Here is a 19,283-nt window from a genome sequence, read left to right on the forward strand (position 1 = left end):
CACCCCGAAAGATTCCGCCGGCCACCCACCACACCAGCCCCCGCCAAACACGTCGGCATCAACCTACCCAAACCACAAACACCACAAAAACTAGCCAAGTGACTCAACACAGCTTGACAATTTTCGGAGCCAGCTGAACTTCGTCAATATGGACGAAGACGGCTCGGGCAGCCTGGATGAAGCTGCACGTACGCTTGAGATTTTCCTGGACATGCTCGCCGCTGAGTCTTCTGACACCCATGCTTTCTTCCTGGCACCCTATTACGCCGGAGGCATGTCCGACGACGAGCAGCAGTTGCGTGCGAAGCTGCTGGCGCTGGCTACGGAGCAGTCGCTCGCATCGACCTCGTCAGCCTGGATAGTTCTTGAACAGTCATTCTTGGCAATGGGTTGGGATCCAGAGCATTCTTACACCTAGTAAGGCATAAAAAGTGCTGCCGGCCGCCCCTTCGTCCCGTCCGATATTTCTCCAGTGGCCACCAACTGCGGTTCCATGGCACGCCGGAAGGTATCGCGCTGCAAGGACTCCCCCCGCACTGCCTCGTGCAGTTCGCGCAACTCCTTGAGAGTGAATGGCGGAGTCAGCAGGCCACCCGGATCTGGCGCACTCAGGTACTGCGAGCGCACCTGCGCCACCGCATAGTCGATAATTTGGGCATGGTCGTATGGAAGCTCCCGGACCTGGGCCACGCGAGCCCCGGCAAACTCGGTCACCGAAATGAGCTTGACCCCTGCGGGTAGCTCGCCAAAGGGAACTACGTCAACGTGGGCCACCGACAACACCCAACCCCGTTCGTCTCGCCCTGGCTCATCGAAGACGTGCAGTTGCTGTGGGTCGCGCCCGCTCACACCGGCCTTCTCACGCAAGGATCGCAGAACTGCATCGGCCAACCGCTCCCCCGGACGCACAAAAGTGCCCGGCAGCGCCCAGCCCAGCCCGGCGCCGGGGTGAGGGACAAGCAGAACTTTCAGTCCGCCGTCGTGCACGGTCAGCAGAGCTGTGTCCACGGCAACGGAAGGGCGCGGATAGTCCAGCAGGGTCTTGCCGAACCCGTCCACCGGCAGTGAAGGGGAAGAAGTCATAACCCCATTTTGCGCATACTTGCGCAAACAGTGCAACATGCCCTACATTTGCTTTAGCACAGAAATGCGCAAACAAACTTTAGTCAGCCGAACAGATAGGAAATCACCCATGAAACTCCCCATGCTGCACGTGGGCTTCGGCACCCAGTGCGGACCCGCCACGTTCTTCCCTGTCTGGGCCGACGCCCCCGGTATCCGCGACCTGGTCACAGGCAGCGAAGCGAGCCTGAGCGCCGTCGAACTCCCCACACCCACTGTCAACCGCCTCAGCGTCACCAACCATGGCGCGACGGCCGCGCTCCTGACCGAAGGTGAACTCCTGGAAGGTGGGCAGCAGCACCGGCTTGTGGCCCGCGACGTGCTGGTCGGAGCGGGCGAAACACTTGAGGTTGACACGCTCTGCGTGGAGCAAGGCCGCTGGAGCGGGTCCCGCGAGCACCGCCACGGCGGGCGCCGCGCCCCGTTCCACATACAGGCCGGACTGCACGCCGGCACCGGCAGCAACGGTGGCAGCAGGCAGGGTGAGGTCTGGCAACGCGTCCAGCGCTACGAGGGCCTGCGCACCCGGAGCTCCACCGCCTCGCTGCTTGAGCATCTGGACGCCCCCGCCCCCACTGGTCGCCTTGACCTGCCGAACCTAATCGATGGGCAGCGAGGGGTGATCGTCGGCTTCGGCGGGCACGTGCTATCCATGGAACTGTTTGGCTCCCATGAACTCCTGCGAAGCCACTACCGCCCGATGATGGAATCCATGGTCCTGGACCTCCAACTGTTCGGCGGGGCATCCAGCACACCTGTCACTGCGCAGGGCGCCCGCGATCTGGTCGTGGCCATCGGCACGAACGGACTGAAACCCGTGGGGCGCACCGAGCATGGCAGCGGTGGCACATCGCGTTCCACTTGGTGTCTCGAGGGGCGTCATCCGATGTTGTCAGTCACCGGCATCGGTATTGGCGATGGAGCCACTTCCCAGATCGCCCACCTCTCCGCATGGAACACCCGCCACAGCATGCTTGCCAGCGCCTAAACCACACGAAGGAACACCATGAAACTCACCACCGCACAGCTTGACCGCGCCGCCGGCGTCCTCGTCACCACCGCCGTGGGCGACGCCCTCGGCGCCGGCTACGAATTCGGCCCCGCCCTTCCCGCCACCATGCCCATCACCATGAAAGGCGGCGGCCCCTTCGGCTTCGCCCCCGCAGAATGGACCGACGACACCTCCATGGCAATTGTCATTGCCACCTCCCTCCTTGACGCGCTCGACGCCGGACACTCCCCTGCCGGGGCACGTTCCCTGGCGTCGATGGTAACCGGCTGGCAGGACTGGGCAGCCGGTTCCAAGGACGTGGGCGCACAAACAAGTTCAGTGCTGCACCGCGCTTCACAGCTGATGGCCGAAGGATCCCGCCCGGATGAGGCTGCATTTGTTGCCGCCCGTGCACATCATGAGGCCACGGGACGCTCCGCCGGCAACGGTTCGCTGATGCGCACGGCCCCGTTGGCGTTGGCATTCCTAAATTCTGAGGCCGATCTGTGGGAGGCCGCCGCAGCCGTCAGCACGCTGACCCACTACGAGCTGGACGCCACGGAGGCCTGTCAGCTGTGGACCGCAGCGATTCGCCATGCCGTTCTGACGGGCGAACTGGATGTGCGCGTTGGGCTTTCCTGGTTGACTGACGAGCGGGCGGAGCTATGGCGTTCACGCATTGCGGTTGCGGAGGCTTCCCAGCCGTGCGACTTCACCAGCAACGGCTGGGTAGTTGAAGCGTTCCAGGGTGCTTGGTCCGCGATTTTCCACGCTGTTGCTGCCAACGGTGTTGGGCCGGACTCGCTCCGGTTTGCTTTGGAGAACGCGGTGCGCGGCGGGAACGACACCGACACAGTTGCCGCCATTGCCGGTGGTTTGATCGGCGCTGCTGCCGGCTATTCAGCGATCCCCGAAGAGTGGCGCCGCAAGCTGCATGGCTGGGGTGCCGACGGCGAGCGCGAGCTCATGGCACTGGCTCTCGAGCTCGTTGCTGGCGGACGCAAGTTCGGCACCTGGCCGCGCATCCCTGCCATGGATTACGGCGACTGGCGCGGGATTGGAACAGTTGTGCAGCATCCGGACGATACCGAGGTCTGGATCGGCGGATCGGCACAGCTGCCGTTCCTTGGTTCGGCTGAGGCAGCCACCGAATGCGGCCTGCCAGCAGCGTTGGGGGAGGTGTCCGCCGTCGTCAGTTTGTGCAGGATTGGCCGAGACGACGCCCCGGCTGTGGCTGCCGAGAACCACGTGACATTCTGGTTGGTCGACAGCGCCGACCCTGCCGAGAACGCACATCTGGAGTTCGTGTTGCGCGATGCAGCGCAGGCAGTGGCGCAGTTCCGCGCCGAGGGGCACACCGTGTACCTGCACTGTGTCCAGGCGGAGAGCCGGACTCCGACCGTTGCCGCTTTGTATGGGGCTTTGCTGGGTGGATCTGCCCTGGAATCGCTGGACCGAGTGAGCCGTGAGCTGCCCAACCCCCACCCGAATGCCGCGTTTATGGAGGTGCTGCGGCACTCGGACGGTCAAGCGCTCGGTCATACCAGTTGAGTTGCCATCTCAACGCTGACGTCCGCCTGCGACTTTTTAGTCGAAGTCAAGCTCTTGCCATACTTCCACAGGACAACATCCATGATGCGCAGTGCGGATGCGTCAGGAGCAACACCGGAAAGCTTATGAATGGTCTTCAAACGCTCCGGTAGACCCGTCCCATCGGTCAACACATCATGCCAGGTAATCCACTGGTTGTCCGAATCCTTCAAACCCATGAGCGGCGCAACCACGGAGTCATAAATGGGGATCAGCCGGGGTCTCTTCCTCGCCATGATCTTGCTGGCAATTGTTTGTCCCACTCCCCAACGCTCCGCGTTGGATTGGCGCAAGATTTTCCAAAGCTTGACGGCGGCACTGTCTGGACCGAGTCTCACTGCGAAATCTTCGGCTGAAACATTGGCCAGTTCGAGGTTGGCGGGAATCTGTTCAAGTAGCCCGGAAATCTCATTCTTATGAGTTTCCAGAATCCCTATGGCCGCAGCCCCTGGGACATCAACTGACAAGAAGGTAACAGCAATCAGATCATCGGCAGTGATCGTGTTGACAACTTTCCTTGCATCCCCACCGTCTGCCCACGATTCAAAGCGGGCCCCCGTCTGAATTTCATCGCGTCTATACGTCTTCGTGTAGTACTCATTGACCAACGCAGCGGCCTGCTCGACATGGTTAGATTCAAGAATCTCGGGAAGTTTCATGATCTCAATGAACCATAGAGCACCGACATCGCAGGATTGTTACGCATCTATCGAAGTCAGTGCCTACAACTAGGTGCGCGGGACCCTTCTATGTCACCGATACTGGTGACCTCCTGGTGAATGGACACCTTCTAGCCAGAAGCCGTGCCACAACATCCTTGCCGCCATTGCCCACGGGGGCTGTTGTGGTGATCGGAGGCTGCTATAGCAGCGTCTGAACACCACAACGGCCCCCGCAGCTGTTTGGCTGCTACTGTCCAAAGAGTTTTGCTGCCATGTCGGCCTCGCTGGCAAATTGCCATACTTGTATAGGAAACGGAGAGTGCGCTAGCGCTAAAACTCAGTTGAACCTGCGGATCGACGAGAGTCTGGACCACCGCCTTGAACTCCTCGCTAAGCGGACCGGGCGAAACAAGGCCTTCTACGCGGCAGTAGCAATCGAGGGACTCCTCGATTACCAAGAAGACTATTTTCTCGCCAAGGACGCCTTGGTAGAGTTTCGCTACGTGGACGACTCAGAAATGGTGCTTCATGAGGACGTCGACTGGGACGCTCTCGGTCAATGAACTACAGAATCGGTTACTCGCCGAAGGCCTTGAAGCAACTCAATCGTCTCGACAAGTCAGTTGTTCGACGGGTACGGGTATTCATGGACGGGCTCGACCGGCAGAACCCCCGATTGGTAGGGAAAACCTTGAAAGGCGGCAGCGGATTCTGGCGCTATCGGGTTGGGGGCTGTTGTGGTGATCGGAGGCCGCTATGGCAGCGTCCGATCACCACAACAGCCCCCGGATGCTCCGATGCTCCGAAAGTTTTCTGCAAAGGAATTCGACGACTGGCGACGAGCGGGAACACGTCCGCCCTCAGCCCAGCTTGCCACCCAGACGTTGGCGCATCAGCATGCTGGAATCGTTGAGGCCAACAACCTCCACGTCCTTGCCATGACGCCGGTACTTCTCTGTAATGGCGTCCAACGAGGCGATCGTCGAGGCATCCCACAGGTGGGAGCCGTGCATGTCGATCACCACGCGGTCCGGGTCCAGCGCATAATCGAACTGCGTGTAGAGGTCATTCGATGAGGCAAAGAAGAGTTCGCCATTCACCAAATACGTCGCAGTTTCCTGCCCGTTCAGTGTTTTCACAGTCCGTTCCACCGTCATGAAATGAGCCACACGGCGCGCAAACAGGACCATGGCCACCAGCACGCCCACACCGACGCCAATGGCCAGGTTGTGCGTGGCGACGGTGACGATCACGGTTGCAACCATGACCGTTGTTTCACTCTTGGGCATCATCTTCAAGGTCGAAGGGCGGATGCTGTGCCAGTCGAAGGTGGCAATGGATACGAAGATCATCACGGCGACCAGAGCGGCCATCGGGATCAAGGAAACCACGTCACCCAAAACCACCACGAGGATCAACAGGAACAAACCTGCCAAGAATGTGGAGATGCGGGTCCGTCCGCCGGAGGCCTTTACATTGATCATGGTCTGGCCGATCATCGCGCAGCCGCCCATCCCACCGAAGAACCCCGTGACAATGTTCGCCACACCCTGGCCCCAGGCTTCACGGGTCTTGGAGGAACGCGTGTCCGTGATGTCGTCCACAAGCTTCGCCGTCATCAACGATTCAAGCAGGCCCACAAATGCCATCGCCAGGGAGAAGGGGAAGATGATCTTCAAGGTTTCCAGGTTGAACGGCACGTTCGGCAGCAAAAGGGACGGCAGGGAATCAGGCAGCGCACCCTTGTCCCCCACTGTGGGAACAACGATTGCAGCGAAAACAGTAATCAAGGTGAGCACCACAATGGCGACCAGCGGTGCCGGCACGGCCTTCGTCAGCCGAGGCAGACCGAAGATGATCAGCAAACCAAAGGCCGCCAACGGATAAACCAACCACGTCACACCGAGCAGTTCGGGCACCTGGGACATGAAAATAAGGATGGCTAGGGCATTCACGAACCCAACCATGACCGAGCGCGGAATGAACCGCATCAACTTGGCCACTCCAAGCAAGCCCAGCACCACTTGGAAGACGCCAGCCAAAATGACAGCAGCGATCAAATAATCCAGGCCGTGGCTCTTCATCAGCGGGGCGATGACCAAGGCCACGGCACCGGTGGCAGCAGAAATCATCGCCGGGCGCCCGCCCACAAAGGAGATCGTCACGGCCATGGTGAACGCGGCAAACAAACCGATCCGCGGATCTACCCCCGCAATGATCGAGAACGCGATCGCCTCCGGGATCAAGGCAAGTGCGACAACGAGCCCCGCCAGGACCTCCGTCTTGAGCCGGCGCGGGGACTTCAAAGCACCCCACACGGATTGCAACTGCTCGGGAGTTAAATCCGGGGCATCCCCGGCGGTCTTGACGGCCATTGCTGGCTCCGTTCATGGTCAGGACGGCACAGCGCGCCGCCTTCGCTTATTCAAAGAATAAGAAGAATGAGGGGCGCAACACCGCGCCGAGAAGGGCGGGCCACCCGAAGGGCCACACGCCACCCTCGCAACTCTACCTTAACGTGATGGTAGGGTTTGCTCGGAACAGGAGGGCGGCGCCCATGACAGCTAAAACAGGTATGACCATGCACATAGGTGAATTGGCAGAGCGTACCGGCCTGTCTTTACGCACCATCCGACACTACGACGATGTGGGGCTGCTCCCCGCAACCGCACGCACCGACGGAGGTTTCCGCGTCTATTCGGAGGCCGATTACGACCGCCTCCAAGTGATCAAGGCCATGAAACCGCTGGGCTTTTCGCTGGAGGAAATGGCTGAGATCCTCCAGCTCCTCTCCCCCGGGCACGACGACGGAGCGGACTCCCACAAGGACGTCGCCGACCGCTTGGCTTCCTTCCGTGACCGTGCCATCCACCAGCGGGAAAAGATGGCACGCAACCTCGCCCAGGCCGACGGATTCATAAAGCGCCTCGGCGGCTGACCCACGCCCCACCCATGGTGGGCCGGACGGCGAAGCCAAGGGTCCGGCGTCGTGCTTCCTGAAAAGGGTGGAACGGGAGCGGATACCCCTATTGTTGAGTCAAGGGCGGCCGATAATTCCGCCGCGGGGCAAGAACGATGCAACGGAGTTTTCATACGTGAAGGACCTTTCAAGTGCCGACGGCAACATCCTGATCGCAGATTTTGTCAACGTTGATGCGGCGGGGAAGGTCAACATCATCGGCGGCGGGGTGCAATTCCTGGGTTTCGATCCTGACACCGGGATGACAGCGCCGTTCTCGCTGTACGCCAGCATCACCGTCACCCTCCCCTCCCTCGATGAAGCGTCGGCGGCCATAGAGATCCTACTCGTGGACGCCGACGGGCAGCCGGTGACGCTGACCGGGCCGGATGGACCCAACCAGCTGCGCTTCAACCAGTCGGTCGATTTTGCCCACGCCAGCAACCCCGCGGTCCAGCCGCCGCCCATGGGTTTTCCCGGCAGTTCAAACGTGGTGATGAACTTTCCCGGCGGGCTGCCGCTGCCGTCCGGATCCACCTATGAATGGGTGGTGCTGATGGACGGGCGGCGCTTGTCCTCCACCACGTTCTTCGTGCCGGGACCCGCTGGAGCGTAGTCGCGAAGACTCTGCACGGAAGGGCGCTGTCTTTGGTGGCCTTGGAAAACCCGTTCCTAATTTTGCGGGGCGCCTGGATTTAGAATCTCAATCTTCAGGCTTTTGAGATAGTCGACCAGCCAATCGAAGCCCCTGCCAGCTACATCAGAGTATCCGTGCCGCTGGCATCCGCGTCCGGCAGCGCATTCGCCCGTGCAATGCTGCCATACCAGTGCGCGCTTGGTTTCGCAGTTCGCTCGAAAGTGCGTGGGTCCCAGGAAACGAGCCCGAACGTCGGGCGGAACCCACTGGCCCACTCGAAATTATCGAGAAGGCTCCAATGCAGGTATCCGATGACATCGATCCCCTCCGCAATCGTCGCCAACACCCCTTCCAGTGCTCCGCGTGTGTAGGCAATGCGACGTTCGTCGTCGTCTGTGGCGATTCCGTTCTCCGTCACCATGACAGGCGTGTGCCCGGTGGTTTCCCAGGCGGCGCGAATACCTTCAGCGGCAGCCAGCGGGTAGAACTCCCACCCGGTCAACGTTGTCTCGACGTCATCCGCCACCGGCAGCGGCCCGCCAGGCCCCACCAAAGTGCGCGTGTAGGCCTGGACACCCACGAAGTCATCCCCCGCAGCACGCTCGAGGTACCAGCCTTCACGCGGATAACCGTACCGAAGCACCTCTTCTTCGCTTCCTGGCTCCCCGGTGGCTTGGAATGCCTGCGTCGCCACCGTCCACCCAGACTTCAGCCCCGCACTGGAGAGCACACGACGGGCCCGCACATGGGCATCGTAGAGCCTGTCTGCGACCAGCAGATCGGGATTCGGCATTGCGTTCGCGACGAGGTTCGCCGCGTCCTCACCGCCCGCCAACATTGCGGCTATGTTCGGTTCGTTGATGGTGCATACGTACCGCACACCACTTGACACCACAGGCAGCGCCGCTTCAACGTAGCGTTCAAACAGTTCCGGCGCGTCATCCGCTCGCCAGAATCCGTCACGGTCGAACCATCGAGGCACCGTAAAATGCATCAGGGTCACGATGGGCTCGACTCCGTGGTCAAGACAGGCATCCACCATGCGCCGATAGTGGTCGATTTCCGCTAGCGAGACGAATCCGCGTTCCGGCTCAATGCGGGCCCACTCTATCGAGAACCGATACGAGTTGAGGCCGAGCTTGGCCAGCAGCCGGATGTCATCGGCGAAGCGGTGGTAGGAGTCGGCCGCATCGCCGCTGGGTTCCACCACCGTGCTGTCCGGGGTGTGCTCCATGACCCACCAGTTGCTGTTGACGTTGTTGCCCTCTATTTGGTGGGCCGCTGTGGCCGCACCCCACAGAAAGCCGTCGGGGAACTTCACCGTCATCACTGAGACTCCGCTCGATTGTGCCGCCGTGCCCGCTCCTCATGAGCCCTGGCCGGATTAGGTATGGCTTCGAGCAGCGCACGCGTGTACTCGTCCTGTGGATCCAGCATGACGTCGGTCGTGGCGCCGCGTTCGACAACCTCACCCTCATGCAGCACGAGAATGTCGTCGGTGACCAGCCTGGCGCTCAGCAGGTCATGGGTGATGTAGAGCAGCGACACGCCCCGCTCGCGGCGAAGATCCTCGATAAGCTTCAGCACGCCTGCACGCAGTGACACGTCAAGCATCGAAACCGGCTCATCGGCGATGATGACCTGCGGATTGCACGCGAGGGCACGGGCGACGACGACGCGCTGGCGTTGGCCTCCGGAGAGTTGGTGAGGCAGCTTCGTCACGAAGCTCTCGGCCGGTGTAAGCCCCACCGTCTCCAGCAGATGCCGCACCTCGTCGCGTGCGTCATTGCCCCGCAATTGGGTGAAATTGCGGATCGGGCGAGAGAGCTGATACTCGACCGTCAGCACCGGGTTCTGCGCAGAATAGGGATCCTGAAAGATCATCTGTACGTCTTCGTGCAGCCTACGCAACCGCCGTTGCGGCAGCGTGGTGACGTCAAGATCGCCAAAGGCGATCCTTCCTTCCGACGGCTTCTCCACACCGGTGATGAGCTTCGCAATGGTCGACTTGCCTGATCCCGACTGGCCGACCAGTGCGAGCGCCTGGCCCGGCTCAAGTGTGAACGACACATTGCGCACCGCACGCACCGGATTATCTCCCCGACTGGGAGGCGGATACGTTTTCGACACGTTCTCGACCACGAGGCGCCGTGATGCCCTGCCCGTCTCACCCGCGGGAGTGTCCACCCCTGCGTCCGCACGGGTGAAATGCTCGAATCCCGGCAGCGACACCTTCTCGGCACGCGGATCCGCATAATGGCTGAGCAGCATTTTGGTGTAGTCATTTTGTGGGTCGCTAAGAATTCGGTCGCTCGGGGCATTCTCGACGATGCGACCCTTGTGCATCACCATGACCCGCTCGGTCGCCTCCAGCACAACACCCAAGTCATGGCTGATAAGAACTGCGGTAAAGCCCTCAGACTCCTGCAGTGTTGTGATGGTGTCCATCACTGCGTGTTGCACGAGGACATCGAGGGCAGTGGTGGGCTCATCGAAAACCATCAGCCGCGGCTCAAGTGACAGCGCAAGCGCAATGGACACGCGCTGACGCATCCCACCGGATAGTTCGGCAGGGTAGCGGGCTAGTACCCCTGGTGGCAGTTCGACCTTGTCGACCAGGTAACGCGCACGATCCCACCAATCCTTGCGCTGGACGTGCCCGTGCGCCTTGAAGATGTCCGTGAAGTGGTGCCCGATGGTGCGCACCGGGTTTAGGGCATTCATCCCGGACTGCAGGACCATCGCGAAACCGCCTTGGCGTTGACGCCGCAGGGACTCCGGATCCATCTCGCGGATGTCGCGGCCGTCGAACACGACATTTCCGCCGGTGATCACTGCCGGAGGCTTCTGCAACCGGGTGATCGCAAAACCAAGGGTGGACTTGCCCGAACCAGATTCGCCGACAAGGCCCACAAATTCACCTTTGCGCAGCGAGAACGAGACCCGATCAACTGCCTGGACCGGTGGCACTTCGTCCGACTCATAAGCCACAGACAGGTTCTTCACCTCGAGCAGAAAATCATCTGCCCGGGCGTCACCGTTCGGCCCGCGACCGGCCGTTGTTGAGCTCATTGCTGCACCTCCCGTACGTCGACGTCGACGTCGACGTTGTCCGCCCCCTCGGTCGCTTCATTGAACTGACGGTCGGCATCGCCTCCGGCCTGATCGGTGGGGGTGGGTGTGCCCTTCGGACCGCGTCGCCGACGGCTTCCCGTTTCACGCAGGCGCGGGTTGCTGATCACGTCAACACCGAAGTTGATGAGCGTCAGGCTCATGGCCAGCAGTGCAATGCAGAGCCCCGGCGCGAACAACAGCACCCACTGACCTGTCAGGAGGGCACTGGAATTCTGTGCCCAGTAGAGCATCGTGCCCCAACTGACGATGCTGGAGTCGCCAAGCCCCAGGAATTCAAGTCCCGCTTCCGCCAAGATGGCAGCGGTGGCCGCACCGAAGAAGCTGCTGGCGATGATCGAGATCATGTTGGGGAGAATTTCGCGGAAGATGATCCTCGGGGCACTGTCGCCGGAGAAACGTGCGGCGATCACAAAGTCGCGTCCACGGAGTGACTGCGTCTGGCTGCGCAAAACACGCGCGCCCCAGGCCCACCCCGTGATGACAATCACGACGATGATCACGGTAATACCGCCGTTCTGCAGGTACGTCGCGATCACAATCATGAGTGGCAGCGCCGGGATTACCAAGAACAGGTTCACGATGAAGTTGATGGTGTCGCTCACGAAACCACGCAAATAGCCCCAGCCAAGGCCGATCACGACTGCAACGACCGTCGCAAGCCCTCCGGCAACGACGCCCACGAGCACGCTGATGCGCGCACCATAGATGAGCTGGCTGAAGACGTCTTCCCCGGCTGCCGTCGTGCCCAACCAGTGCTCGGCGGAGCCGTTTGCGCTGCGCGGGAAGGTGTTGACGGTGGCCCCGTACGGGGCCACAAGAGGCCCAAAGATGGCGGCGAGCACGAAGACGGCAAGGATGATGACGCCGATGCGCGCCTTCTTATTTGACCAGATCACACCAAATGATCGTGCGAACGAGCGGAACATGTTGGGCTTTGACCCCGGGCCTTTGGGGAGTCGCACAGTGGATGTGTTGGTCATCGGTGCGTCCTCGGGTCCAGAATTCCATACAGAATGTCGACCAGGAAGTTCGCGACGAGCACACTGAGCGTGATCATCAGGAACAAGGCTTGCATCAGCGGGAAGTCTTGGTTGATCACGGCGTTGAAGAGCAGATACCCGACGCCCGGATAACCGAAGACCTGTTCAACGAGGATGGATCCGCCGACCACACCACCCAACGCAAGGCCAAACCCGGTGAGGTTCGGCAGGATCGCGTTGCGGGCCGCGTAGCGGAGTGCGACAGTGCGGCCCTTGAGACCGTTCGCTTCCGCAAACGTAATGTAGTCATCTCCAAGTGTGTTGATCATGGCGTTACGCATACCAAGGATCCAGCCACCGAGCGACGTGACGAACAAGGTCACCGCCGGCAGGATCGCATGGTAGATCGCATCGCCGAAGAACGAGAAGGAAAGGTTGGGTTCCACTGTCGGGGCGTAGGCTCCCGAGGTTGGGAAAAGGTGTGCGACGTAGCCCAAAAAGAACAGCAGCAACAGTGCTACCCAAAAGTAGGGGAATGTGCTGAGGAAGCTGCCGGTCAGGGTGGGCACCGTGTCTCGCCATGTGCCGCGCCGCCAAGCCGCCGAGGCTCCGAGCAGTGTGCCGACGATGAACGCGACAATCGTGGTGATTCCCACGAGAGTGATCGTGTAGGGCAGCGCACGCATGACCAACGATTCCACGGACTCAGGGAAGAAGGTGTAAGAGACACCAAAGTTCAGCGTCACCACCTGATGCAAGTATTCGATGTACTGCTGCCAGATGTTGCCGGACGGTACACCGAGCTGTGCCTCGATGGCATGTTTCGTCGCAGCCGATACCGGACCGCTCTGCGAGAGTTTCGCTATCGCTGCGTCCGCGGGTGAGCCGGGCATTAACCGCGGCAGGATGAAATTCAGCGTCACGGCCGCCCACAAAGTCAGTAGAAACAGCCCGACCTTACTGAGCCAGTATCGCAAGGACGACGACAGGATTGGCGCGCGGTATTTCCCTTCCCGTGGCCCAACACTTGCATCCGACACCGCCTCAGACATCACTTGCCCCCCTCGTCTTTCTTCAGGTGGGTAAGGATCGCGAGTGGTGCGACTCCATACGTCTGCGGCGCCATGTAGGCGTCGTTCGCGCTCGGCCACCCGGTAAACTTCTGAGTGCTGAACAGGCCCCACAGTCCCCCGTAGTACAGCCCGATCACCGGCAGCTGCTGGTACATGATCTGCTGCAGCCCGCGGATGGATTGTTGCTGCTCCGTGGCGTCCGTAGTCCCTTGGTACGCAGCGAGCAACCTGTCGGCTTCCGCGTTCTTAAATCGTTGGAAGTTGTTGGAAGCCTGCTTGCCCGTCGGCTCGTAAAAGGTCGAGGACAGCAGATTGTTGTATGCCTGAAAGACGTCGCCTCCGCCGGTGCCTCCCATGGCCATGTCATAGTCACCATTGGCAAGCGCCGCTTGGTATCCTGCGGGCTGGGGAGCCTTGATCGTCACCTTTATGCCCACTTCACCGAGTTGCTTGCCGACCTCCTGCACCGCACGCAGCCAGTCGGAATAGCCGTTGGCTGTCGTAATCGCGAAGGAAAGCTGCTCGCCAGCGGAGTTCACAAGGCTGCTGCCCTTCAGCGTGTATCCGGCCTTCTGGAAATAATCCATCGCGGCCTTCTTATCTTGCGTGATGAGCCCGCTGTTGGGGATTGACGGATCAAGGTACTTCTTCTGGTTCGGCAGCAGCAGCCCCACTGTCGTGGCAGCCTCCATGTACCCCTCGGATGCTGAGCCCGCAATGCGGTCGCGGTCCAGTGCGTGAGAAATTCCCTGACGCAGGTTCTCATCGTTGAATGGCGCCTTGGTGAGATTGGGAACAAGCGAGATGACACCACCCACCGGGAACCACCACTTATTGCTCTGGTTGGCCTTGCCCCAAGTACCCTTCACATCGGAGATGAACGCATACGCCCAGTCGTAGCCCTTGGCAACAAGGTCAAGTTGCGTATTTGTCGCGGGAAGCACAATGTGCTCCACCTGGATCTTGTCTGCCTGCCAGTAACTCGGGTTGCGATCCATTGAATACTGTTGGGGCGCAAACGCCCCAACAGTGAAGGGACCAGTGCCGACAGGATTGGGGTCTTCGTAGGTCGTCGGGGTTTTCACGTCTTTCCAATGACGTTCCGAGACGATGAGGGTGTTGCCGATAATGGCGACGGCGGGTGAGTCAGGCTTCTTGAGATGGAAGACGACGTGGTCACCCTTCGCCTCGACGCTCGCAAGGCTCGCCCATGCGCCGAACAAGTCAAGAGCGGGGAATTTCTTCAGCAACTCGAACGTGAAGATCACATCCCCGACGGTCATCATGTGCCCATCGCTCCAGCTGACGCCTGATCGGATCGTCATATCAATCGTGGACGCGTTAGGCAGCGTGTACTTCGATGCGAGCCAGGGTGTCAGCTCACCATCGAGAGGATTCTGCAGGATGAGCGGTTCGAAAACATAGTTCGTGGCCGTGCGCTTGTTTGGCAGAAACGGGTTGAATACCCGTTGAAAAGTAGGGGACCCGGTATCCCCGGACACGAGCATGGTGTCGGAGCCGAGCGACGGATCAGGCTGAGAGTGAATTTGGATGTTGCAGCCAGCCAGAGTGGCTGCCATGACTACAGCCAAGACGACGGCGAGCGCGGACCGCAGCCCTCCCCTGACGGGCTGCAGCGTGCCTCGGAACGGGAGCATCGGAGCCTCCTTCGCCTGCGAAAAGTCGCGAACGTCGGTCTCACTGCTGATCCGGCTAATTTTAGTCACTTGCCTTCCCCTTGGCAACGAACAGTTCTCATCGTCCCGGAGCGTCCGCCACCCAACCCGGCCAGCCGCCATATTCGTCCATGGGATTCAGCACTTCGCCCTGCCTAACAAGCCTCGAAATTTCACGCGCACGTTGGTAGCCTTCCACTCAATGGCTGCTCTGCCTTGGCCCACAACAGTGAAAGGTGCCTCACATGAACGGGTTTCCGCTGGATTACGAACTTTACGAGCTCGGAGATTTCAAGCTTCAAGGAGGTGCAACGCTACGAGGGGCGCGCCTGGCTTACAAAACGTACGGCATGCTCAACGCCGAGAAGAGCAACGCGATTGTGTACCCCACCTGGTATTCCGGACGCCATTGGGACAACGAATGGCTGATCGGGGAAGGCAAGGCCCTTGATCCGGCCAAGTACTTCATCATCGTCCCGAACATGATTGGCAACGGGCTTTCCAGTTCCCCGAGCAACATGCCAGCCCCCTACAACGCGGGCCGTTTCCCCAACGTCACGTTCTACGACCAAGTGGAGGCGCAGCACCAACTCGTGGCGGAGCACTTTGGCATCGAGACACTGGCCCTTGTCACCGGGTGGTCCATGGGCGCCGGGCAGACGTACCAATGGGCCGTCAGCTACCCGGACATGGTCCAGCGCGCCCTGCCATTCTGCGGCTCCTCCAATACCAGCCCGCACAACTTCGTGTTCCTCGAAGGTGTGAAGGCGGCACTGCAGGCCGACGCCGCCTTCAAGGACGGCTTCTACACTGAGCAGCCAACACGTGGAATTCGCGCGGTGGCGCGGGTCTACGCCGGTTGGGGATTCTCGCAGGCCTTCTACTGGGACCGCGTCTACGAGCACATGGGATTCTCGGCACGTCTGGGCCTCGATCTCGCTTTCTCCTCGCTGGAGGACTTCCTTGTCTGGTATTGGGAAGGCCACTTTCTGGGCCAGCGCGACGCCAACGACCTCCTCACCCAACTGTGGACGTGGCAGCATGGCGACGTCGGGGCAACGCCCGGCTTCGACGGCGACCACATCAAGGCGTTGCAGTCCATCAAGGCCAAGTTGATCGCGCTGCCAGCCAAAAAGGACCTGTATTTCTGCCCTGAAGATGAGGAGTACGCCTCCCAATACATTCCCAATGGTGAAGTCCGCGTCATCCCTGGGGTGTGGGGTCACTTTGCCGGCAGCGGCGACAGCCCAGTGGACGCCGCCTACATTGACAGTGTCGCGAAGGAGCTTCTGGACAGCTGAGTGCAGGGCCGTTGGAGGAAGCTTACGATGGTGATGTCAGTCATAAAGCGTGGTGGAGCTCAAAGGAAGGTTCAATGACAAAGCCCAAGGCGGTCGAACAAGTCGCACCCCGAATATTCACCATTGGCCATTCAACCCACGATTTTGACGACGTGGTTCAGATGCTGCGCGCCAACGACGTGACTGAGCTGGTTGATGTGCGTTCCATTCCAGGCTCACGGAAGTACCCGCAGTGGAACCAGGACGCGATCAAGACCGAATTGCCCGCGGACATCCAGTACCGGTGGCTGAAGGATCTCGGCGGCCGAAGATACACCCCGGTCGGTGTCGCCACCCCCAATGAAGGGTGGCGGGTCAAGGCCTTCAGCGACTACGCCGATTACATGGCAACCGACGACTTCCAATCGGGGCTCGACGAGTTGTTGCATATCGCGGCAAAGTCCGTGCCCGCCATCATGTGCAGCGAGGCCGTGCCGTGGCGGTGCCACCGGCGGCTCATCACGGACGCGCTGCTGGTCAAGGGTGCGGAGGTGTTACACATCATGTCCGCAACATCGACCAAACCTGCAGAAATGACGCCGTTCGCCGTGGTGGAACACGGAAAAATCACCTACCCCGCAGCAGAGTGAAGCCTCAAGCTACTGCAGGAATTCACGCCCCGGCCAGCGGGACACTGTCCCGGCGCCTGACATGAAGGCTTCGTAGTCCATGCCGGGCACCACACCGCGCCACATCTTCTGTGCCAGCAGCCCGAACGTGGGCTCGATCATGGAGTGCATCACGGACTCGTCGTAGTCCTTGAGCACCAGATCGTTCCAAAGGGCGCTGGCCGCGCCCAGCAGCTGCGGGTGCTGCGGGTAGAGGTTCTTCCCCTCGCCAAATACGTGCGGCTCCCAGGTCTCGAACAGCAGCCGGCCATCCAGCGGGCCACCGTGGTAGTAGTCCGCGAACGGCACAATGTACAGAAATTCGTCATTGGTGTTGATGATCTTATAGCCGTCGGCCACGGCCGCCTGGCCGCTGTACCACTCGTTGTTCCATGCACAAATCACCACATCCCGGTTGTAGCCCGTCTCCGGGTTTCCGGCACCGTTGGCCATGGTACTCAGGCTCCCCCAGGCCATGGGCTGTTTACCAAGCGAGCGCACGTGCGCGCTGATCTCGTTGAAGAACTGCTTGTACTCCGCCTCGTGGTCCTTGGCGTATTCATCGGCACCAAAGTGCACGACAGGACCGGCAAACCACGGCACAAACTCCGTGAACAGCTCCTTGACCAGCTCCGTAGCTTCTGGGCGGGACAGATCCAGCATGTCCGAGTCCCCACCGTTAAGCCCTAACTCCGGCTTCCACTTGATGAGCGAACGGGCGTGGGCGGGAACGTCGATCTCCGGCACCAGGTTCACGTGGTGCGCCGCCGCCAGCTCCTCCAAACTGTCCCACTCCGCCCGAGTGTAACTTCCATCCGTCGCCGCCAGGCCGGCAAACCACGGGTTCTTGGACTCCAGCCGGAACGCCTGCTCCGCCACGTCCCAGCTGCGCTTGGTGTCCTTGGCAATTTCATTGTCATTGAGGTGCACCAGGAACGTGTTCAGCTTGAACCAGCCCATGTACCGCACCATGTCGGCCAGATACCCCAGCTGCGAAAAACGGCGCCCCACATCCAGCATGAAACCGCGCACCGGGTAGTTGGGCCAGTCCACGGCGGTGCCGCAGGGCAGCTCGGTGGAAGCAAGCAGCATCTGCAGCAACGACCGGGTGGCCCAAAAAACGCCCGTCGACGTCCTGCTGGCAAGCACGACGCCGGTCCCCACCGTCAGCACATAACCCTCAGCTGCCGCCGTGGAATTGTCGGTGCCGAAGTCCAGCGCGGGGTCCAGAACCAGGACGAGGTCGCCTGTGCCGGCGCCCATGTTCTCTGCGGAGGCAGCTGTGCCGGTCAAGCCCGCCAGCTCGGCGATCTCCGAGACCAGCTGCCGTGCCGTGGCCTCCAGCGAACTGTCCGCCCAGAGCACCTGGAAGCCGTCCGCCAGAGCCAGGGACCCGGCGTCGGCGCTCCAGCGTTGGAGGGCGGGAACCACCACAGGGACGGAACTGTGGGTGGCGGGGACTTCAGTGGAGGTCATCAGGTGCATCCGTTTCCGTGGGGTGTCAGTTTCCAGAGGTGGGTCAAAAGACTGGTCCCAAGTCTATGAGCATCGCAGGGACGCAAACCGACCGGTGCGCCGCACAGCCGCCGCCCTGCCCGGAACGGTAGTATCCATTGCACTGCAATGGGATCGCTTTCAACGGGGATGGAATCATGGGACAGCAAACAAGCACCGCTCAGCAAACCAACGATCGGGCGCGCCAAATAGTCGTGGCGGTAAGCGCCGTCGTCGCCGTAGTTGGTTCCTTCATTGGTTCCGGTGCTGCCGGCGGCACCCAAATCCAGAATGCGTCCAACGGGGCACTGGCTGCCGACGCCACGTTGATTGCTCCCGGCGGGTCCGCGTTTTCCATCTGGAGTGTGATCTATCTGGGCCTGATGGCCTACGCGGTGTGGCAGTTTCTGCCCGCCCAAAAGACCGCACCCCGGCACCGCCTGCTCGGCTACCCCGCTGCAGCATCCCTGCTGCTGAACGCCGCTTGGATCCTGAGCATCCAGTTCGACCTGCTCTGGCTCAGCGTCCCGATCATCATTGCCTTGCTGGCCGTGCTGGCCCGGATTTTTGTGCTCATGCTGCATAACAAGCCGCTCAACACGCTGGACGCCGTCGTTACCGACGGCACCATGGGCCTGTACCTGGGCTGGGTGTGCGTGGCCACTGCGGCCAACATTGCCGCGGTGTTGGTGGCATCCGGATTTGGCGGCTTTGGCTTGAATGCGAACGCCTGGGCGGTGGTGGTGCTCGCCGTGGCGGCCGCCGTAGGAATTGCGCTGGCCGTCTATGGCCGCGGCCGGCTCTCCCCGACTGCATCACTGTGCTGGGGCCTGGCGTGGGTGGCTGCGGCCCGGCTCACCGGAGACCTGCTTTCCACACCCGCAGCGATCGCGGCAATCGTGGGAGTCGTGGTGGTTATTGCCGTCACCGTTGCCACCCGCCTTCGCGCGAGCCGGGGCTGATATGTGGGAACTTTTGTCAAGAGGCAGTGATGAGCGGCTCCCATCGTCCTTGGT

Annotated in this window: 18 protein-coding genes; 9 read left to right on the forward strand and 9 right to left on the reverse strand. The window is 61.0% G+C overall.

Annotated features, from left to right (window positions below):
* Positions 1 to 148 precede the first annotated feature (148 nt).
* Positions 149 to 418, forward strand: coding sequence for a hypothetical protein (locus tag JMA46_RS14635; RefSeq protein ID WP_207346084.1), 270 nt, complete (start codon positions 149 to 151; stop codon positions 416 to 418).
* Here JMA46_RS14635 and JMA46_RS14640 read toward each other — a convergent pair.
* Complete coding sequence (locus tag JMA46_RS14640) at positions 415 to 1,083, reverse strand: NUDIX hydrolase (RefSeq protein ID WP_207346085.1); 669 nt, start codon at positions 1,081 to 1,083, stop codon at positions 415 to 417. The two genes, JMA46_RS14635 and JMA46_RS14640, sit on opposite strands and share 4 nt — an antisense overlap.
* 109 nt (positions 1,084 to 1,192) lie before the next feature.
* On the opposite strand from JMA46_RS14640, the gene JMA46_RS14645 reads away from it, so the two are divergent.
* Entirely contained in the window at positions 1,193 to 2,110 is a 918-nt protein-coding gene (locus tag JMA46_RS14645; RefSeq protein WP_207346086.1) for a DUF6569 family protein, read from the forward strand.
* Positions 2,111 to 2,128: 18 nt separating this feature from the next.
* Entirely contained in the window at positions 2,129 to 3,664 is a 1,536-nt protein-coding gene (locus JMA46_RS14650) for an ADP-ribosylglycohydrolase family protein (RefSeq protein WP_207346087.1), read from the forward strand.
* On the opposite strand, the gene JMA46_RS14655 is transcribed toward JMA46_RS14650, so the two are convergent.
* The gene (locus JMA46_RS14655; RefSeq protein WP_207346088.1) at positions 3,652 to 4,362 is read right to left on the reverse strand and encodes a DUF6308 family protein; all 711 of its coding nucleotides are present in this window, start codon (positions 4,360 to 4,362) and stop codon (positions 3,652 to 3,654) included. The genes JMA46_RS14650 and JMA46_RS14655 overlap by 13 nt on opposite strands.
* Positions 4,363 to 4,706: 344 nt before the next feature.
* Here JMA46_RS14655 and JMA46_RS14660 point away from each other — a divergent pair, with 344 nt between their 5' ends.
* On the forward strand, positions 4,707 to 4,928 hold the full coding sequence (locus JMA46_RS14660) for a TraY domain-containing protein (protein ID WP_247647340.1): 222 nt from the start codon (positions 4,707 to 4,709) through the stop codon (positions 4,926 to 4,928).
* A 297-nt stretch (positions 4,929 to 5,225) separates the two neighbouring features.
* On the opposite strand, the gene JMA46_RS14665 is transcribed toward JMA46_RS14660, so the two are convergent.
* Positions 5,226 to 6,740, reverse strand: coding sequence for a SulP family inorganic anion transporter (locus JMA46_RS14665; RefSeq protein ID WP_207346090.1), 1,515 nt, complete (start codon positions 6,738 to 6,740; stop codon positions 5,226 to 5,228).
* A gap of 182 nt (positions 6,741 to 6,922) precedes the next feature.
* On the opposite strand from JMA46_RS14665, the gene JMA46_RS14670 reads away from it, so the two are divergent.
* Both JMA46_RS14670 and JMA46_RS14675 read left to right on the forward strand, forming a co-directional pair.
* Complete coding sequence (locus JMA46_RS14670) at positions 6,923 to 7,303, forward strand: MerR family transcriptional regulator (protein WP_207346091.1); 381 nt, start codon at positions 6,923 to 6,925, stop codon at positions 7,301 to 7,303.
* Positions 7,304 to 7,460: 157 nt separating this feature from the next.
* Positions 7,461 to 7,940 carry a hypothetical protein gene (locus tag JMA46_RS14675; RefSeq protein ID WP_207346092.1) on the forward strand — a complete coding sequence of 160 codons (480 nt, stop codon included), beginning with the start codon at positions 7,461 to 7,463 and terminating at the stop codon, positions 7,938 to 7,940.
* Positions 7,941 to 8,079: 139 nt separating this feature from the next.
* Here the strand turns inward: JMA46_RS14675 and JMA46_RS14680 are convergent, their stop codons facing one another.
* The 5 genes from JMA46_RS14680 to JMA46_RS14700 all read right to left on the reverse strand — a co-directional run bounded on the left by JMA46_RS14680 (position 8,080) and on the right by JMA46_RS14700 (position 14,876).
* On the reverse strand, positions 8,080 to 9,288 hold the full coding sequence (locus tag JMA46_RS14680) for a family 1 glycosylhydrolase (protein WP_207346093.1): 1,209 nt from the start codon (positions 9,286 to 9,288) through the stop codon (positions 8,080 to 8,082).
* Positions 9,288 to 11,033: an ABC transporter ATP-binding protein gene (locus JMA46_RS14685; RefSeq protein ID WP_207346094.1), complete on the reverse strand. Its 1,746-nt coding sequence runs from the start codon at positions 11,031 to 11,033 to the stop codon at positions 9,288 to 9,290. Before JMA46_RS14685 ends, JMA46_RS14680 begins: the two co-directional genes overlap by 1 nt.
* On the reverse strand, positions 11,030 to 12,076 hold the full coding sequence (locus JMA46_RS14690) for an ABC transporter permease (RefSeq protein WP_207346095.1): 1,047 nt from the start codon (positions 12,074 to 12,076) through the stop codon (positions 11,030 to 11,032). The genes JMA46_RS14685 and JMA46_RS14690 overlap by 4 nt, the downstream gene beginning before the upstream one ends.
* Positions 12,073 to 13,053, reverse strand: a complete 981-nt coding sequence (locus tag JMA46_RS14695; protein ID WP_207346105.1) for an ABC transporter permease — start codon at positions 13,051 to 13,053, stop codon at positions 12,073 to 12,075. The genes JMA46_RS14690 and JMA46_RS14695 overlap by 4 nt, the downstream gene beginning before the upstream one ends.
* A gap of 74 nt (positions 13,054 to 13,127) precedes the next feature.
* A complete protein-coding gene (locus JMA46_RS14700; protein ID WP_348770185.1) occupies positions 13,128 to 14,876 on the reverse strand; it encodes an ABC transporter substrate-binding protein in 1,749 nt (582 codons plus the stop codon).
* Positions 14,877 to 15,070: 194 nt separating this feature from the next.
* Between JMA46_RS14700 and JMA46_RS14705 the strand changes: the two genes are divergently transcribed.
* Both JMA46_RS14705 and JMA46_RS14710 read left to right on the forward strand, forming a co-directional pair.
* Entirely contained in the window at positions 15,071 to 16,126 is a 1,056-nt protein-coding gene (locus JMA46_RS14705) for an alpha/beta fold hydrolase (RefSeq protein WP_207346096.1), read from the forward strand.
* Positions 16,127 to 16,200: 74 nt separating this feature from the next.
* Complete coding sequence (locus tag JMA46_RS14710; RefSeq protein ID WP_207346097.1) at positions 16,201 to 16,755, forward strand: DUF488 domain-containing protein; 555 nt, start codon at positions 16,201 to 16,203, stop codon at positions 16,753 to 16,755.
* 9 nt (positions 16,756 to 16,764) lie between these two features.
* On the opposite strand, the gene JMA46_RS14715 is transcribed toward JMA46_RS14710, so the two are convergent.
* On the reverse strand, positions 16,765 to 18,249 hold the full coding sequence (locus tag JMA46_RS14715) for a family 20 glycosylhydrolase (RefSeq protein ID WP_207346098.1): 1,485 nt from the start codon (positions 18,247 to 18,249) through the stop codon (positions 16,765 to 16,767).
* A 176-nt stretch (positions 18,250 to 18,425) separates the two neighbouring features.
* On the opposite strand from JMA46_RS14715, the gene JMA46_RS14720 reads away from it, so the two are divergent.
* Positions 18,426 to 19,229: a tryptophan-rich sensory protein gene (locus JMA46_RS14720; RefSeq protein WP_207346099.1), complete on the forward strand. Its 804-nt coding sequence runs from the start codon at positions 18,426 to 18,428 to the stop codon at positions 19,227 to 19,229.
* The last annotated feature ends 54 nt before the right edge of the window (positions 19,230 to 19,283 follow it).

Origin of the sequence: Arthrobacter sp. E3 (genome assembly GCF_017353415.1) — a bacterium.
Classification (GTDB): Bacteria; Actinomycetota; Actinomycetes; order Actinomycetales; family Micrococcaceae; genus Specibacter.

Excerpts from the sequence above, each read along its gene's own strand:
- JMA46_RS14710 (WP_207346097.1), top strand. The coding sequence starts at position 16,201 with ATGACAAAGCCCAAGGCGGTCGAACAAGTCGCACCCCGAATATTCACC.
- JMA46_RS14650 (WP_207346087.1), top strand. The coding sequence starts at position 2,129 with ATGAAACTCACCACCGCACAGCTTGACCGCGCCGCCGGCGTCCTCGTC.
- JMA46_RS14720 (WP_207346099.1), top strand. The coding sequence starts at position 18,426 with ATGGGACAGCAAACAAGCACCGCTCAGCAAACCAACGATCGGGCGCGC.
- JMA46_RS14655 (WP_207346088.1), bottom strand. The coding sequence starts at position 4,362 with ATGAAACTTCCCGAGATTCTTGAATCTAACCATGTCGAGCAGGCCGCT.
- JMA46_RS14685 (WP_207346094.1), bottom strand. The coding sequence starts at position 11,033 with ATGAGCTCAACAACGGCCGGTCGCGGGCCGAACGGTGACGCCCGGGCA.
- JMA46_RS14665 (WP_207346090.1), bottom strand. The coding sequence starts at position 6,740 with ATGGCCGTCAAGACCGCCGGGGATGCCCCGGATTTAACTCCCGAGCAG.
- JMA46_RS14670 (WP_207346091.1), top strand. The coding sequence starts at position 6,923 with ATGACAGCTAAAACAGGTATGACCATGCACATAGGTGAATTGGCAGAG.
- JMA46_RS14705 (WP_207346096.1), top strand. The coding sequence starts at position 15,071 with ATGAACGGGTTTCCGCTGGATTACGAACTTTACGAGCTCGGAGATTTC.
- JMA46_RS14645 (WP_207346086.1), top strand. The coding sequence starts at position 1,193 with ATGAAACTCCCCATGCTGCACGTGGGCTTCGGCACCCAGTGCGGACCC.
- JMA46_RS14635 (WP_207346084.1), top strand. The coding sequence starts at position 149 with ATGGACGAAGACGGCTCGGGCAGCCTGGATGAAGCTGCACGTACGCTT.
- JMA46_RS14680 (WP_207346093.1), bottom strand. The coding sequence starts at position 9,288 with ATGACGGTGAAGTTCCCCGACGGCTTTCTGTGGGGTGCGGCCACAGCG.
- JMA46_RS14715 (WP_207346098.1), bottom strand. The coding sequence starts at position 18,249 with ATGACCTCCACTGAAGTCCCCGCCACCCACAGTTCCGTCCCTGTGGTG.
- JMA46_RS14640 (WP_207346085.1), bottom strand. The coding sequence starts at position 1,083 with ATGACTTCTTCCCCTTCACTGCCGGTGGACGGGTTCGGCAAGACCCTG.
- JMA46_RS14690 (WP_207346095.1), bottom strand. The coding sequence starts at position 12,076 with ATGACCAACACATCCACTGTGCGACTCCCCAAAGGCCCGGGGTCAAAG.